Raw genomic sequence first — 14,888 nt, 5'->3', positions numbered from 1 at the left:
GAACTCTTGACGCTGAGACACGGTGCTCTTCTCCATCCAGACCATGGGCTTCTTCCGGGGCTTCGAAACCCCGAAAGCGTTACCCATGTGCTGGCACACCCGTTACCCATGTCTCCGGTCTAAACACCGGGCCAGAAGAAAGTCACCAAAGAAGAGGCCCTGAACCGCACACCATCGAGACGTGCCCGTCAGCGGCGCACGAGAACAACTGGCAGGTAGGTGGCCGGAAGCGAGCCGCTCCGCTCTCGCCGCTGTCTTTGTCACGAGCACCATCCAGCGCCCCGTCACGCCGCTCAACGCCGGCTGCACGCCGGGCTCACCGGCGATAGCAAGTCAGCGTCGCTCGGGCGACGCGACGGTTGTGTAGGCTGGGATGGGCATCGCGAACCCCAGCGTTTGTGCACCAACAACGTTAGGGTTCACGTTGTTCACCCCAACCTGCGACCTGCTGGAGGTCGGCGCAACGGAGGAATCGGCCCCAGCGCGACCGGGTGCCCGAATCCACGTTGGGGTTGCTGGCTGCCGCAAACCCGACGTCTGCGGGTGACAGATCCTGTCCGATTGCTGCAGTTTTGCGGGGACACGACGGTCACCTGGTTGAAGGGGCGCGATACACCGGGTCATACATCACGAGCTCAGGTATCTCTATCGGGCAAGATCCATCTGAGGTGAACGACGCTTGAGCAATCACGCCGAACTTGCGAACGTTGTGGCGCTGGGCCGAGGCCATCACGGCAAGAACGGCGCCGTAGCTCGCAACTTGGCTGGGTCGTATACGAACCTCTGCCTGCCCATCCCACGGCTCGCTGCCAATGGCCAGCATCCGCGCGTCCAAGCCAGCACGCCCATGGACCAGCTCGCCGTCCCACCACGTGACGTCGTCAAAGTCCACCGAAACGGTGTGGACAGCCGTCTTCTGAGCGCGGTGTTCAATGGAACGGTGACAGCCTCCGACATCAACGGCAATGGAATGCGTTGGGTTCGGTATTGCTGTGACCCACAACGCCACCAATGACAGGATGACGGCTGCCAGGGACGCAACGGCGCCGCGAAGCGGTGGCGACAACGACTCGCTGCCCCAGTATTCGGAGGTGTCTGCGCTCATGCCCCGTGATGGCCGGTCGCCCAGCGTAGAGAAGATACTTGATGAGTCGTCCGTGTATCGCAAGCGTGCAGCCCTATGTGCTTAGCGTACCGCGAAGCCGCCGCCAGCGACAGGCAGCACGTAGGCTGGGGTAAGCGCCGCGAACCCCAGCGCCGCCATGGCCGGTTGTTGGGGTTCACTTCGTTCACCCCAACCTACGCGTGAAACGAGGCCCGCAACGCCGAACGCAGGCACCGCGCCGCCCGAGCGGCGCTGCATTGGCATTCAGCTGATGAGCACGGCGTGCAGCCGCGCGTTGAACGGAGTGCCGGTGCGATGAGGGGTGCGGGTGACAAGTCAGCCGCGAGAGCACAGCGGCTCGCTTCGGCGAACCCCATGAGCGGCAGTTTTCGCGCGTGAGCTTGTGCCGAAGCCCGATGGCGTGCGGTTCAGCGCCTCTTCTTTGGTGACTTTCTTCTGGCAAGACAGAAGAAAGTTACCCCGCCGCCGGGCGGGACTCCCGGCTCGGTGCACCGAGTCGAAAGGCTTCCCGCAAAAGCGGCCGAAGGCGTCGCAGGCCAGCATGCCCGAACCACAGCGGTCAATACAAATCCCGCGCCGCCAACCTCACCTCATGCAGCAACTGCCTCGCCCCCGGCGACATCAAATGCCCCTCACGCGTGATGATCCCGAACGCATCCATGTGGCACGGCAGCTCGATGGGCAGGATCGCCAGCACCTTCAGCGACGCGTAATACCGCGCCACCTCCACCGGCATCACGTGCAGGGAGTCGGTCTGCTGCAACAACGCGGTGATGAGCAGCAAGGCCGTTGTGTCCACCACATTGCCCGGCGGCTCCAGCGCGGCGCGGCGGAACATCAGCTCCCAGCGGTGGCGCAACACGCTGCCCGGCGGCGGCAATATCCAGGGCTGGTCGGCCAGGTCGCCGAGCTTGAGGTTGTCGGCCTTCAGCAGCGGGTGGCCCACGCGCGCCACGGCGCAGGCGGGCTCCACGGTCAGCTCCTCGTAGTGCAGGCCGGCGGCGCTGTCGTCTTCCAGGATGCGGCCGATCATGAAGTCCAGCGTGCCGCGTTGCAGCAGGTCCAGCAGCTGCTTGCTGCTTTCCATGTGCACGCCAATGCGCAGCTTGGGCGCCTGCAGCTTGATGCGCGAGATGGCGCGCGGCAGCAGGCCCATGGCGGGGGTCATGATGACGCCCACTTCCACCTGCCCCGAAAGGCCATTCTTCAGCGACACGATGTCGTCGTGCGCGGCCGAGAGCGAGGTCAGCGCCATGCGTGCGTGGCGGATCATGGTTTCGCCATACAGCGTGGGCTCCATGCCGCGCGGGTGGCGGTCGAAGAGCTTCACGTCCAGCATGTCCTCCAGGTCCTTGAGCTGCTTGGACGCGGCGGGCTGCGTCATGCACAGCACTTCGGCGGCGCGGTGGATGTTGCGCTCGTCGTCCAGCGCGATGAGCAGCAGCAACTGGCGCGTCTTGAGCCGCGCACGCAGGAACCAATTCGGGTTGGGGCTGGCGTCGGTCAGACCGCCCGCGTCATCGTCGTGGTTGTCGTTGTCACGGGCCATCATTCATCCATTCCGCGTTCGTGGCGGCCGTCGTGCATTGCATCGGGCCGAGCGCCGGGCCGCCCCAAGCCGGCCCGGTCTGGCGATGTGCATGCGGCTCCATGCCGCATGCATCGCCGTCCCCTCGGGGGACCGACCGGGATTGCCCGCGTTCAGCGCGGCAAGACTGGGCGAGGGGCTCAAACATCTCAGGCGAGATTCACCCGGCCGTCAGCGGCCAGCACGGTGTCGATGTCGTCGCCCGTTTCCTCCAGCTGCACCAGCGTGGCCTGGCGGGCGCCGAGGGGGTCGCGGGCTTGCAGCGCGGTCAGGATGGCCTTGTGGCGGGGCAGCGAGAGCTCGTGCGTGTTGGGCAGCTGGCTGCTGAGGATGATGGACTCGCGCAACGCCAGCGACAGCATGTTGCCGATGTAAGCCAGCAGGTCGTTGCCCGTGGCCTCGGCAATGCGGCGGTGGAAGGCGAGGTCCGGCTCCAGCAGCTCTTCGGTGGTCTTGGCGGCGGCCATGCCCTCGTAGGCGGCGGCGATGGCCGTGAGCTGTTCATCGGTGGCGGCCTTGGCAGCCAGCGCGGCGGCGGCGGGCTCGAAGATGCGGCGCACTTCCAGCAGCGTGCCCACGAAGTCGCGCTGGGGCTGCGCCTGGATGAGCCAGTACAGCACGTCGGGGTCCAGCAGGTGCCATTCGTTGCGCGGCCGCACGATGGCGCCGGCCCGCTGGCGCGACACCACCAGGCCCTTGGCCACCAGCACGCGCACGGCCTCGCGCAGCACGGGGCGGCTGATCTCATAACGCTCCAGCAGCTGGGGCTCGGGCGGCAGCTTGTCGCCGGGCTGCAGTTGGCCGCCGACGATGGCCAGGCCCAGCTCGCTGACGATGCGGCCGTGCTGGCTCTTGCCTTCGGCTGGGGCGCTGTAGGTGGAGTGGTCCGCTCGGGTTCGCATCGGGGCCTGGGGGGCTGAAAACTTCATTATCGAAAGCGCGCGACGAAGCCGCCGTGGGGCGCGAGTGTGACCGTGGCCGCCGGTGCGGCCAAGCGGCCGGACGCGAACTCGCGCGGGCCGGCGCCGTCGGTGATGAGTTCGCCGCGGCGGCGGCCCAGCCAGGCCAGGTCCAGTGGCACCTCGCGCGGCGTGTCGTCGGCGTTCAGCCCGGCCACGAACCACTGCGTGCCGGCGCGGCGGGCCAGCACCACGAACCGGCCGGGCTCGCCAGCCAGGAAGCGCACCTCGTCCCACCGGCGCGGCAGCTCACGCAGGAAGCCCTTCACGTCAGCCGGCACGGTGGCCATGCCTTCGGGCGTTTCGGCGTAGTGCTGGATGCCCGACAGGAACAGCACGCTTTCGGCCAGCTCGAAGCCGTTGCGCGTGGCGCGCTGGATGTTGGGGATGTCGTGGAACACCACGGGCGTGAAGTCCATGGGGTCGAACAGGTTGCGCGCGAACGGCAGCATGGCCGCGTGGCGCACGACGGCGTCCTGGTCCTCCTGCGTGAAGGTCGCGAACTCGAAGCCCTTCACGGCTTCCACCGTCATCAGGTGGGGGAAGGTGCGGCTCCAGCCACGCGGCAGCGTGGCGCCGTGGAAGTTCAGCAGCAGGCCGGCGGCGGCGGTTTCCTTCAGCAGGTCCAGGTAATAGGCCTGCATGGAGGCGCCGTCGCCGCCGAAGAAGTCCACCTTCAAGCCGCGGATGCCGATGGCCTTCACACGGGCGAACTCGCGGGCGCGGTCGGCAGGGGTCAGCAGCGCGCTCTTGGGGCTGTACTCGGTGTCGTTCCAGGCACCCGAGGAGTTGTACCAAACCAGCAGGCCCACGCCCTTGGCCCGGGCGTAGTCGGCCAGCTCCTTCATCTTCGCGTCGCCGATCTTGCGGTCCCAGTCGGCGTCCACCAGCGTGTAGGGCCAGTGCATGTCGGCGGCGTGGTCGATGAAGCGCTTCTGCACCTCGAACACCGTGCCCTCGTCCTTCAGCAGCGCCCAGCTCCACGACGCCGGGCCGGGTTGGAGCTTGGCTGGGTCGAAGGCCACGGCCGGTGCGGCCAGGTCGGTGCCGAGCGTGGACTCCATCACCGTCTTCAGCGGGCCGATGGCCAGCACGCGCCAGGGCGTGGTCAGCGGGCCATCCACCTGCGCCAGCAGGTGCCCATGCGTGTTGACCTCGCTCGCCTCCGGCAAGCCGATGCGGTAGGTACCGCCGGTCGAATCGCTCGCGAGGCGCGAGGCGTGAAAGCGCCCGTCCATGCCGGCCTCGGTCAGCGCCACCCAGTTCGCCCCCGAGCGGAACAGCGCCGGGAACACCCAGCCCGCGTGCGACGGCGCCGGGGTGCCCGCCGGGATGTCCATTTGGTAGTGCTCTTCGTACGACGGGTTGGTGCGCTTCCAACCCGTCTTGGCGACGGACATGGGTTGCAGCCAGGCCCGCGCGTCGGGCGGAAAGGCAAAACTCGTCAGCTCGTCCTGGAACTGTTTGCGGCCAGCGCCCGGCACCGTGTAGCGCAGCGCCAGGCCGTCGTTGAAGGCGCGCAACGTGACGCTGAACGGCTGGCCGGCCGCGTTGGCCACGGAGAAGGTCTGCTCGTTGGCGCGCACATCCACGCGACGCTTCTTGCTGGCCGCCAGCGTGTACTGCTCGCGGTGGGGCTTGACCTTGGACGCTGACACGAGCTTGACCCCGTGGGCGTAGTCGCCCTGCGCCAGCACCAGGCCCAGGCGTGACGGCAGCAGCACCGGCTCGCCTGCGCGCTGCACGGTGTAGACCAGCTGCTGCTGGGCGTTGACCGACACGTCCACCTGCAGCTGGCCGTCCGGGCTGCTGAGGGCATGGGCAAGGGCGGGCAGTGCAATCAGGAACGACGCGATGAAGCGCATGGTCGATCTCACAAGGCGTAGAGGCCGTCGGCCACCGGCGTGCCGAAGTCGGGGAAGCCATCGGTCCGCCAGCCAAAGGCCTGCACGCGGGTGTGGCGGTTGGGGTCGTTCAGCGGGTCGGCAATGAGGTCGCGGTAGTTGCGGGCGTGATAGACCAGCAGGTCCGTCGCACCGTCCGGCGTCGTCGTGAAGCTGTTGTGGCCGGGGCCGAACTGGCTCGCAGCCTCGTCGGTGGCGAACACCGGCGTGGGTGATTTGTGCCAGCTGGCCGGGTCCAGCAGGTCAGCGTGTTCGTCCGCCCACAACAGGCCCATGCAGTAGTTCGCATCCGTCGCGGCGGCGGAGTAGGCGATGAACACGCGGCCGTGGCGCTTCAGCACGGCGGGGCCTTCGTTGACGTGAAAGCCGATGCGCTCCCAGGCCAGCTCGGGCCGCGTGATGACGACCGGCTCGGTCGCCAACGTCCACGGGTTGGCGAGTTCGGCGATGTAGAGGTTGCTTTCCGTCGGCGGGCTTTTCTGCGCCCAGCACAGGAAGCGGCGGCCGCCGTGCTCGAAGGGCGTGGCGTCCAGCGAGAAGCCTTCTTCGGGCGTGGCGATCTGGCCGCGCTCGATCCATTCGCCGGTCAGCGGGTCGTCGCCCTGGCACTCCAGCACGTACATCCGAAGCTTCCAGATGTCGTCGCGCTCGCTGGCCGCGAAATAGACATACCAGCGGCCGGCCATGCGGTGCAGCTCCGGCGCCCACACGTGGAAGCTCATGGGGCCGCTGTCGTGCTTGTGCCAGATCACCTTCGGCGTGGCGGAGCTCAGGCCGGCGATGCTGTCGGCGCTGCGGATCTCGATGGCGTCATAGCTGGGCACCGAGGCGGTGAACCAGTAGCGGCCATCGACGCGCGTGATCTGCGGGTCGGCGCGCTGTTCGATGAGGGGGTTGTTCCAGGCGGTGCTCATGCGCGCAGGGCTTTCGTGACGATGACGTTCCACGACGCGGGCTGCAGCGTCACGCGCAGCCGCTCGCCGTCGAGGGCAATGCCATCCAGCGGTTGTGGCGCGACGCGGTCGGGCGCGTCGGCGGTGTTGGTGGCGTTGAGGTCGGCCGAATGCAGCTGCTCGGCGCTGACGAGTTGGCGCTCCCGGCCCAAGCCGCGCAGCGTGACGGTCAGGTCCATCGCGTCGGTGAGGTGGCGATTCAGCAGGAACACCGATGTCTGGCCGGTGGCCGGGTCGTCCACCACGCTGGCGCACAGGTACGGCAGCTCGCCGTGCTTCGCGTTGGCGTAGCCGGGCGACTTCACCACTGGGCGCAGCACCTCACCCCGCGCCCAGCGCGCGGCCTGCGCGAAGGGGTGGAAGATGGTTTGCCGCCAGGCCGGGCCGCCGGGCTCGGTCATGATGGGCGCGATGACGTTGCACAGCTGCGCCATGCAGGCCACCTTGAGGCGGTCGGCATGGTTCATGAACATGGTCAGCATGCCGCCGATGAGCAGTGCGTCCTCGGCCGTGTAGACCTCTTCCAGCAGCCGTGGTGCCTCGGGCCAACCCGGCTGCTTCAGGTGCTCGCCGTGGCGCGCGCGGTACCAGACGTTCCACTCGTCGAAGCTCAGCATCAGCCGCTTGGAGGAGCGCTTGCGCGTGGCCACCGCGTCGGCAATGGCCACGGTGTCTTCGATGTAGCGCGCATTCGTCTCGATCTGCGCGAAGAAGGCCTCGGTGCTGGTGTCGCCGGGTTGGGCGGGCGGCGGCTTCACGAAGTAGCTGTGCAGCGACAGGTAGTCCACGAACTCGAAGCAGTGCTCGAGAACCCGGTCTTCCCACACGCCGTAGGTCGGCATGTCGTAGGCCGACGAACCGCAGGCGGCGAGTTCAATCGTCGGGTCCACCCAGCGCATCAGCTTGGCGGTCTCCTTGGCGATGCGGCCGTACTCGTCGGGCGTTTTCTGGCAGATCTGCCAGGGGCCGTCCATCTCGTTGCCCAGGCACCAGAACTTCACACCCAGCGGCTCTTCCACGCCGTGGCTGCGGCGCAGGTCTGACAACGCCGTGCCGCCGGGGTGGTTGCAGTACTCGAGGTAGTGGCGCGCTTCGTCCGGCCCGCGCGTGCCGAGGTTGACGCCGAACATGGGCTCGATGCCGACCTTGCGGCACCAGTGCATGAACTCATGCGTGCCGACCTGGTTGGTCTCGGTGGAGAACCAAGCCAGGTCGAGACGCCGCGGGCGCGCGTCCTTCGGCCCCACGCCGTCTTCCCAGTTGTAGCCCGACATGAAGTTGCCGCCGGGGTAACGCACGATGGTGGCGCCCAGCTCCTTGGTCAACTCGGCCACGTCACCGCGAAAGCCGTGCTCGTCGGCGGTGGGGTGGCCGGGCTCGTGGATGCCGGTGTACACACAGCGGCCCAGGTGCTCGACGAACACGCCGAACAGCCGGCGGTCCAGCGGCGCGAGGGGGAAGTCGCGGTCGACGGTGAGGGAGGCTTGGAAGGTCATCAGCGGCGAGCCTTTGCAAGAGCCTTGTTGACGCGCTTCTCGACGCTGGCCTGCACCTCGGCCACGGGCTTGCCCGACAGCAGCAGGTTGGCCACGTCTTCGCCGATCAGCAGTTCGATGTTGCGTTGCGTGGGCACGTTGCCCGGCATGGACGCGCCGGTGCGGGTGATCTCGGCCAGCGCGGCGCGATGGGGCAGCGCGCGGAAGGCCTCGCTCTGCGCCACGGTCTGGCTGACCGGCAGGTGGCCGGTGCGCGACCACTCGGCCGTGCGGGCCCACACGAACTTCAGGAAGGCCAGCGCGGCCTCGTGGCCTTTCGCGTCTTTCGTTCCGCCCTTGAACAGCGCCCACGAGTGGCCGTCAGCAAACACGGCCGGCTGGCCGTACAACTGGGCGAAGGGGCGCACCGCGTAGCCGCCCTGCAGCGGCGAGTCGGGCTTCTGGGACTCGCGCAGGAACTGGTCGATGGTCCAGGTGCCCACCACCACCACGCCCGCCTCGCCGTTCAGGAAGGCCTGGTTGGCGGCGGCGTAGTCGAGATTGGGCCGCACATGGCCTTCGCGGTAGAGGGTCTGCATCAGCGTCAGCGCGTTCGTGACGGCGGGCTGATGCATGTGGATGCGCTTGCCGTCCGGCGCGAACAGGGCCGCGCCTTGCTGGGCGACGAGTGTCTGGAAGGTGCGGTCGTTGGCCGCCGTCTCGTTGGCCACGGCCCAGGCGAAGAAGGGCTTGCCGGTGCGTTGCTTGAACTGCCGCGCCTGCGCCAGCAGTTCGTCAGGTGAGCGCGGCAGCACCGGCTGGCCATGGGCATCGGTCAGCCCGGCTTGCTTCATCAGCCGGGTGTTGATGTGCCACAGCCAGGCCCAGGTGTCGAACGGCAGCGCGTAGGTGTGGCCGTTGAACGTGGTGCCCTTGCGCGCGTGCTCGGTGAAGTCGTCCACCGGGATGCCGATGCGCTGGAACTCCTCGTCCAGCGGCAGCACCAGCTGGCGGCGCACGTAGTCGCCCAACGCGGACTCATGCATGACGGCCACCGTCGGGATGTCCTTGGACACCAGGCGGGCGGTGAGCTGGTCGTAGTACGGGCCCCACTCGCCGATCTGCGTGCGCACGACGATGTCCGGGTGGGTCGCGTTGAACTCGTTGACCAGCGCGGTGACGATGCCGCACTCGCCCACGCCTTCGGACGCCTTGTTCACCTGGCCGAACTGCGACTCGCAGCTGCCGAAGAAGCGCATCAGCGTGATCTCGGTCTTGGCCGGATCTTTCGCGCTCTGGCCGCAGGCGGCGAGCAGCGCGACGGAGAGAAGGAGAGCAGCGCGCTTCATCATGACTTGCCCGTTCCGGCGACGGCCGTCACCAGATGGCGTTGGAAGAACAGATACAGCATCAGCGCGGGCACGCCGGCGAACACGGCTTGCGCCATCAGGAAGCCCAGCCCCTCCGACTGCGCGAAGTTGGTCTGCGTGGAGGCCAGGCCGCGGGTCAGCGTGTACATGTCGGGCTGCGTGGCGATCACCAAGGGCCACAGGTAGTCGTTCCAGCAGGCCAGGAAGGTGAAGATGCCGAGCGTGGCCTGTGCGGGCAGCGTCAGCGGCAGGATGATGGTGAGAAAGGTCTTGAAGCGCGACGCGTTGTCCAGCATCGCCGCCTCCTCCAGCTCGGCCGGGATGGCCTTGAAGTACTGCGTCATCAGGTACACGCCGAAGGGCGCGGCCAGGCCGGGTAGCGCCAGGCCCGCGATCGTGTTCTGCAGGTTCCACTCCGAGAACAGCCGGTGCAGCGGGATGAACACCGACTGCGCCGGCACGGCCAGGCCGAACATGACGAGGGCGAACAGCACGCGCCGGCCCGGGAACTCGCAGCGCGCAAAGCCGTAGCCCGCCAGCGACGACAGCACCAACACGCCCACCGTTTGCAGCAAGGCGACCAGCGCGCTGTTGCCCAGCCAGCGGAACACCTGCGAGGTCTGCAGGATGTCCAGGTAGTTGGCCAGCGTGAAGGGTGGCGCCAGGAACACGTCGGTGTGGCGCAGCAGGAATTCGTTGGGCTTGAAGGACAGCGCCAGCACCCACAAGAGGGGCGCCATCCAGGCCAGGGCCAGCAGCGTGAGGCTGGCCATGACGATGCGGTCGAACCAACCGCGGCGGAGCAAGGGGTTCATCGCGCACCTCCCTTGCGGTCACGCTCCAGCCAGAGCTGGGCGGACACGCCAATGAGCATGATGGCCAGCAGGATCTGCGAGGCCGCCGTGGCGTAGCCCAGCGAGAGCTGCATGAAGGCCTGCTCGTAGGTGAACTGCACGATGGACCGCGTGGTGTTGTTGGGGCCGCCGTTGGTCATCAGCATGATTTGCGGGAAGACCTGGAACTGGCGGATCACCTCGATCAACGTGACGAGGATGACGGCGCGCTTGAGGCTGGGCAGCGTGATGTGCGTCAGCACGCGCCACCTGGGCGTGTTGTCGAGGGCCGCGGCCTCGTAGATGTCGCCCGGGATCTGCTGCAGCGCCGACAGGAACATGATCATCGGCAGGCCGATGATCCACCACACGGTGACGAGCGCAATGGTCAGCAGCGCGAGGTGGTCGCTGGTCAGCAGCGGCAGTTCGGGGATGCCGAGGGCCGTGAACATCTGCGCGATGAGCCCGCGCTCGGGCATCAGCGCCAGCTTCCACACCAGCGTGATCAGCGTGACGGAGAACACCGACGCGCAGAAGAACGTGGCGCGCAGGAAGGTGGCGAGCTTGCCGGGGCGGTTGAGGGCCAACGCGAGGGTGAGTGACAGCACCACGAAGATCGGCGTGCTGATGGCGACGAAGCGCAGGGTGTTCCAGACGACTTGCTGGAAGACCTCGTCTTGCCAGAGTTCCGCGTAGTTGGCCAGGCCTACCCAGAAGCTGTCGTCGGACAACAGGTCGTGGTCGTGGAAGCTGATCCAGATGCCTTTGGCCAGCGGCCAGAGGAGCATGAGGACGTACATCGTCACGAAGGGGAGGACGAAGAGGGCGTGGGCGGGGCGGCTGGCGCGGAGGCCGACGGTGGGGGCGGTGCTCATGGTTGTGCACCTTGGGGTTGGCGCCGAGAGTGGTGCCGGGATTTCGCCCCGGCGGGCGACTTACTTTCTGGGCCGCCAGAAAGTAAGCAAAGAGCTCCCCCCGGCCGCACCGCCCCTCGCGTTGCGAGGGGTTCCCTGTGCTGCTCAGGCCTTGAGGGCCCGTGCGGAACTCCCTTCGCTACGCTCCGGTCAGACAGCCGCACGGAGTCAGTTCTTGAAGTTCGCTGCGCGAACGCCCTCAAGCCCTTGCGCTGCTCGGCGGTGCTAAAGGGGGCAACCCGAACAGCCGGCGCCAGCCGGCTTGAGGGTTTGGCTGTTGGCTGTTTGGTTTTTGGCTGTTCCGGGGTTCCCCTTTGGAGGAGCGGAGAAGCGCAGGAGCCCGAGGCGTGCGCGAAGCGCACTTCAACCACTGACTCCGCGCAGTTGTCTGACCGCAGTGAGCGCAGCGAACGAAGGGAGTTCTGCGCGGGCCTCGGGCTCCGAGCATCGCAGGGCACCCCTTCGCACCGCGAAGGGGCGACGGAACAGGGGCGCTTTCTTTGCCTACTTTCTTGCGCGCGCAAGAAAGTAGGTCGCCCGCCGGGGCGAACTCCCGGCATGGGCCTCCGCGACAAGCCGCGCCTCACGACAAAGCCTCCTTCGCATGATGCGCCCGCCCCTCCGCATCGAACAAATGCGCCTCCGCCACATCCACGCTGACCGCCACATACGACCCCAACCGAGGCGACACCCCCGCCGGCACCGTCACGATCAACGGCGACTCGCCCTCCAGCTTCAGATGCGCCAACGTCCGCTCGCCCAGGAACTCCACCAACTCCACCCGCCCCCGCAACGGCCCCGTCTCGGCCACCCGCAGGTTCTCCGGCCGCACGCCCAACACCAGGCCTTGCGATGGCAACCCGCCCACCGGCACGCGCGTCGTCATCGACGCCCCCCCCGGCACCGTGACCACGGCACAGCCGCCGTCATCGGCAGCCCGCTCAACCGGCACAAAGCCCATGCCCGGCGTGCCGATGAAGCTCGCCACGAACTTCGTCGCCGGCCGCCGGTACAGCTCGGCCGGTGTGGCCACCTGCTCGATGGCGCCGCCCTTCATCACCACGATGCGCGTGGCCAGCGTCATGGCCTCGATCTGGTCGTGTGTGACGAACACCATGGTCGCGCCCAGGCGCTGGTGCAACTGCGCCAGCTCCAGCCGCGTGCGTCCGCGCAGGGCAGCGTCGAGGTTGGACAGCGGTTCGTCGAACAAAAAGATGCCCGGCTCCTTCACCACCGCCCGCCCAATCGCCACCCGTTGACGTTGGCCCCCAGACAGCTGCCCCGGCTTGCGGTCCAGCAACGCGTCCAGCTCCAGCATGCGGGCCGACTCGGCGATGCGCCGGGCGATCTCGTCCGCCGGCACACCGATGTTCTTCAGCCCGAACGCCAGGTTGTCGCGCACCGTCATGTGCGGGTACAGCGCGTAGTGCTGGAACACCATGGCCAGGTTGCGCTGGCCCGGCGCGGCGGTGGTCACGTCGCGGTCGCCGATGAGGATGCGGCCGCCGGTCACCTCTTCCAGGCCCGCAATCATGCGCAACAGGCTGGTCTTGCCGCAGCCCGAGGGGCCGAGGAAAACGACGAATTCGCCCGGCGCCACATCCAGCGACAGGTTCTCGATGACCTGCACCGCGCCGTAGCGCTTGCAGATGTGCTCCAACTTCAGGCCAGCCACGTGAGCAGTCTCCGGTTCATTCTTCTTGCAGGGGCACGGGCCAACCGTCGTCGCTCCAGCGCAGGCGCTTGAGGCGCAGGTGCGGCTTGCCGCCGTGCGTGCTGTCGTAGGCATGGTGCACGAGCCAGTCGCCCGAGGCGTCCAAGACGACGTCCTGGTGGCCGGGGCCCTTCCAGCGCGCGCCGCCCACCAGCACGGGCGTGCCGCCGCCGTCCATCAGGTCGCGGCCATCACGGTCCACAAACGGCCCGGCCACGCTGCGGGCGCGGCCCACGTGCACGTTGTAGGTGCTGTCTGCGCCCCGGCAGCACAGGTCGTACGACGCGAACAGGTACACCCACTCGCCGCGGCGCACGAGGGTGGGCGCCTCCAGGCCCGCTTTGCGCTGGGCGATGAAGCGGGTGTCGCCCACGGGGCGCAGCGTGTCGGCGCTGAGCTCGGTCAGGCGCAGGCCGTCCCAGAAGGAGCCGTAGCTCAGCCACAGGCGCCCGTCGCGGTCCACGAACAGGTCGGGGTCGATGGCGTTGAATCGGTCGCTCGCCACGCTCTGCACCACCCGCCCCTCGTCACGCCACTCGCCGTCGGGCCGGTCGCTGCTGGCCAGGCCGATGGCCGAGCGGTTCTTGCCGAAAGTGGAGATGGAGTACAGCACCCACACCCGGCCGCGGTGCTCGAAGAGCTTGGGCGCCCACACGTCCAGGCCCCGGTGCTCGGGCACGGCCTCGGCCCACCAGGCCGGGGGCTGCGTGAACACCGGCGCCAGGCGGTGCCAGGTCATGCCCTGGTCGCTGGACGACAGGCGTTGCAGGCCCGGGCCCGTGGTGAACACGAACCAGCGGTCGCCCCGGATCAGCAGCGTGGGGTCGTGCGCGCCGGGCTCGGCCTGGGGCGGCTCGACCGCGCGCGCGTTCCCAGCCAGGAACCATGCGGAGAACAGGATGAGTAGCAATCGCAACACGTGCACCTCTCAAAGCACCGAATTCGGCGACGCAGGGCGCCGGCCATCGCGCGGCCGCCGTGGAACCGGCTTTGCCGGGCCACCAGCGGCGCCCCCTAGAGGGGGCCGGCGCAGCCGGTAGGGGGTGGGCTACCGACTCCAGCGAAGGACCAGCGGGTCGAGACGCTTCGCCGCGTCCAGCAGGCCAGCGCGCGTCTCGGGGCTCATCTCGGGGAAGGGATGACGCGGCGCATCGCTTTCGATGATGCCGCCGGCCTTCATCAGCGCCTTGGCGGTCAGGATGCCGCCCTGGCGGTTCTCGTAGTTGATGAGCGGCAGCCAGCGGCCGTACTCGATGACGGCGGTCTCGCGGTCACCGGCGTGGAAGGCGTCGAAGATCTTGCGGATGCCATCCGGGAAGCCGCCGCCGGTCATGGCGCCGGTGGCGCCGGCGTCCAGGTCGGCCAGCAGCGTGATGGCCTCTTCGCCGTCCCACGGGCCTTCAATCGCCGCGCCGCCCACGCGGATCAACTCGCGCATCTTGGCGGCCGCCTGCGGCATCTCCAGCTTGAAGTACTTCACGTTTGCGATGTTCTGCGCCATGCGCGCCAGCAGCGGCACCGACAGCGGCGTGCCGGCCACCGGGGCGTCCTGGATCATGATGGGAATCGAGATCGCGTCACTCAAGCGCTGGTAGAAGCTCTCGATCTGGCCTTCCGACACGCGGAACGTGGCACCGTGGTACGGCGGCATGACCATCACCATCGCTGCGCCGAGCTGTTGCGCCAGCTGGCTGCGCTCGATGCAGATCTGCGTCGAGTAGTGCGTCGTCGTGACGATGACCGGCACGCGGCCAGCCACGTGGCCGAGGATGGCGCGCGTCAGCGTCTCGCGCTCGGCGTCCGACAGCACGAACTGCTCGGAAAAGTTGGCCAGGATGCACAGACCCGTGGAGCCCGCGTCGATCATGAAGTCCACGCAGCGCAGCTGGCCAGGCAGGTCCAGCGTGCCGTCGGCGTGGAAGATGGTCGGCACGACCGGGAAGACGCCGCGGTACGGCCGGGTGGTGGAGGCGCTCATGGGGCAGGCCTTTGTCTCGATGGGGTTGTGATGCAGCGCCGGCGGGCGGCGCATGGCCGGCTGTGGCCGCCGGC

The 14,888-nt window shown here is 68.0% G+C and carries 12 protein-coding genes; all 12 read right to left on the bottom strand.

Annotated features, from left to right (window positions below):
• Window positions 1-589: 589 nt before the first annotated feature.
• Entirely contained in the window at window positions 590-1,105 is a 516-nt protein-coding gene (locus tag ACG01O_RS22040; RefSeq protein WP_394387749.1) for an ExbD/TolR family protein, read from the bottom strand.
• 580 nt (window positions 1,106-1,685) lie between these two features.
• Window positions 1,686-2,675: a LysR family transcriptional regulator gene (locus ACG01O_RS22035; RefSeq protein WP_394387753.1), complete on the bottom strand. Its 990-nt coding sequence runs from the start codon at window positions 2,673-2,675 to the stop codon at window positions 1,686-1,688.
• Window positions 2,676-2,863: 188 nt separating this feature from the next.
• Window positions 2,864-3,616, bottom strand: a complete 753-nt coding sequence (locus tag ACG01O_RS22030; RefSeq protein ID WP_394387747.1) for a FadR/GntR family transcriptional regulator — start codon at window positions 3,614-3,616, stop codon at window positions 2,864-2,866.
• A 26-nt stretch (window positions 3,617-3,642) separates the two neighbouring features.
• Window positions 3,643-5,538: a glycoside hydrolase family 97 protein gene (locus ACG01O_RS22025; RefSeq protein WP_394387745.1), complete on the bottom strand. Its 1,896-nt coding sequence runs from the start codon at window positions 5,536-5,538 to the stop codon at window positions 3,643-3,645.
• Between the two features lie 8 nt (window positions 5,539-5,546).
• Window positions 5,547-6,491 carry a glycoside hydrolase family 43 protein gene (locus ACG01O_RS22020; protein WP_394387743.1) on the bottom strand — a complete coding sequence of 315 codons (945 nt, stop codon included), beginning with the start codon at window positions 6,489-6,491 and terminating at the stop codon, window positions 5,547-5,549.
• Window positions 6,488-8,026 (bottom strand): arabinosylfuranosidase ArfA, encoded by a 1,539-nt coding sequence (gene arfA, locus ACG01O_RS22015; RefSeq protein WP_394387741.1) that lies wholly within the window; start codon window positions 8,024-8,026, stop codon window positions 6,488-6,490. Before arfA ends, ACG01O_RS22020 begins: the two co-directional genes overlap by 4 nt.
• Window positions 8,026-9,354, bottom strand: a complete 1,329-nt coding sequence (locus tag ACG01O_RS22010; RefSeq protein ID WP_394387739.1) for an extracellular solute-binding protein — start codon at window positions 9,352-9,354, stop codon at window positions 8,026-8,028. The genes arfA and ACG01O_RS22010 overlap by 1 nt, the downstream gene beginning before the upstream one ends.
• Window positions 9,354-10,190, bottom strand: a complete 837-nt coding sequence (locus ACG01O_RS22005; protein ID WP_394387737.1) for a carbohydrate ABC transporter permease — start codon at window positions 10,188-10,190, stop codon at window positions 9,354-9,356. The genes ACG01O_RS22010 and ACG01O_RS22005 overlap by 1 nt, the downstream gene beginning before the upstream one ends.
• Window positions 10,187-11,083: a carbohydrate ABC transporter permease gene (locus tag ACG01O_RS22000; protein WP_394387736.1), complete on the bottom strand. Its 897-nt coding sequence runs from the start codon at window positions 11,081-11,083 to the stop codon at window positions 10,187-10,189. The genes ACG01O_RS22005 and ACG01O_RS22000 overlap by 4 nt, the downstream gene beginning before the upstream one ends.
• Before the next feature lie 622 nt (window positions 11,084-11,705).
• Window positions 11,706-12,797, bottom strand: coding sequence for an ABC transporter ATP-binding protein (locus ACG01O_RS21995; protein ID WP_394387735.1), 1,092 nt, complete (start codon window positions 12,795-12,797; stop codon window positions 11,706-11,708).
• Window positions 12,798-12,813: 16 nt separating this feature from the next.
• Complete coding sequence (locus ACG01O_RS21990) at window positions 12,814-13,755, bottom strand: arabinan endo-1,5-alpha-L-arabinosidase (protein WP_394387733.1); 942 nt, start codon at window positions 13,753-13,755, stop codon at window positions 12,814-12,816.
• A 129-nt stretch (window positions 13,756-13,884) separates the two neighbouring features.
• Window positions 13,885-14,814: a dihydrodipicolinate synthase family protein gene (locus ACG01O_RS21985; RefSeq protein ID WP_394387732.1), complete on the bottom strand. Its 930-nt coding sequence runs from the start codon at window positions 14,812-14,814 to the stop codon at window positions 13,885-13,887.
• Window positions 14,815-14,888 lie beyond the last annotated feature (74 nt).

Origin of the sequence: Pelomonas baiyunensis (genome assembly GCF_043555935.1) — a bacterium.
Classification (GTDB): Bacteria; Pseudomonadota; Gammaproteobacteria; order Burkholderiales; family Burkholderiaceae_C; genus Pelomonas; species Pelomonas baiyunensis.
This window is presented reverse-complemented; position numbering and strand designations above follow the sequence as displayed.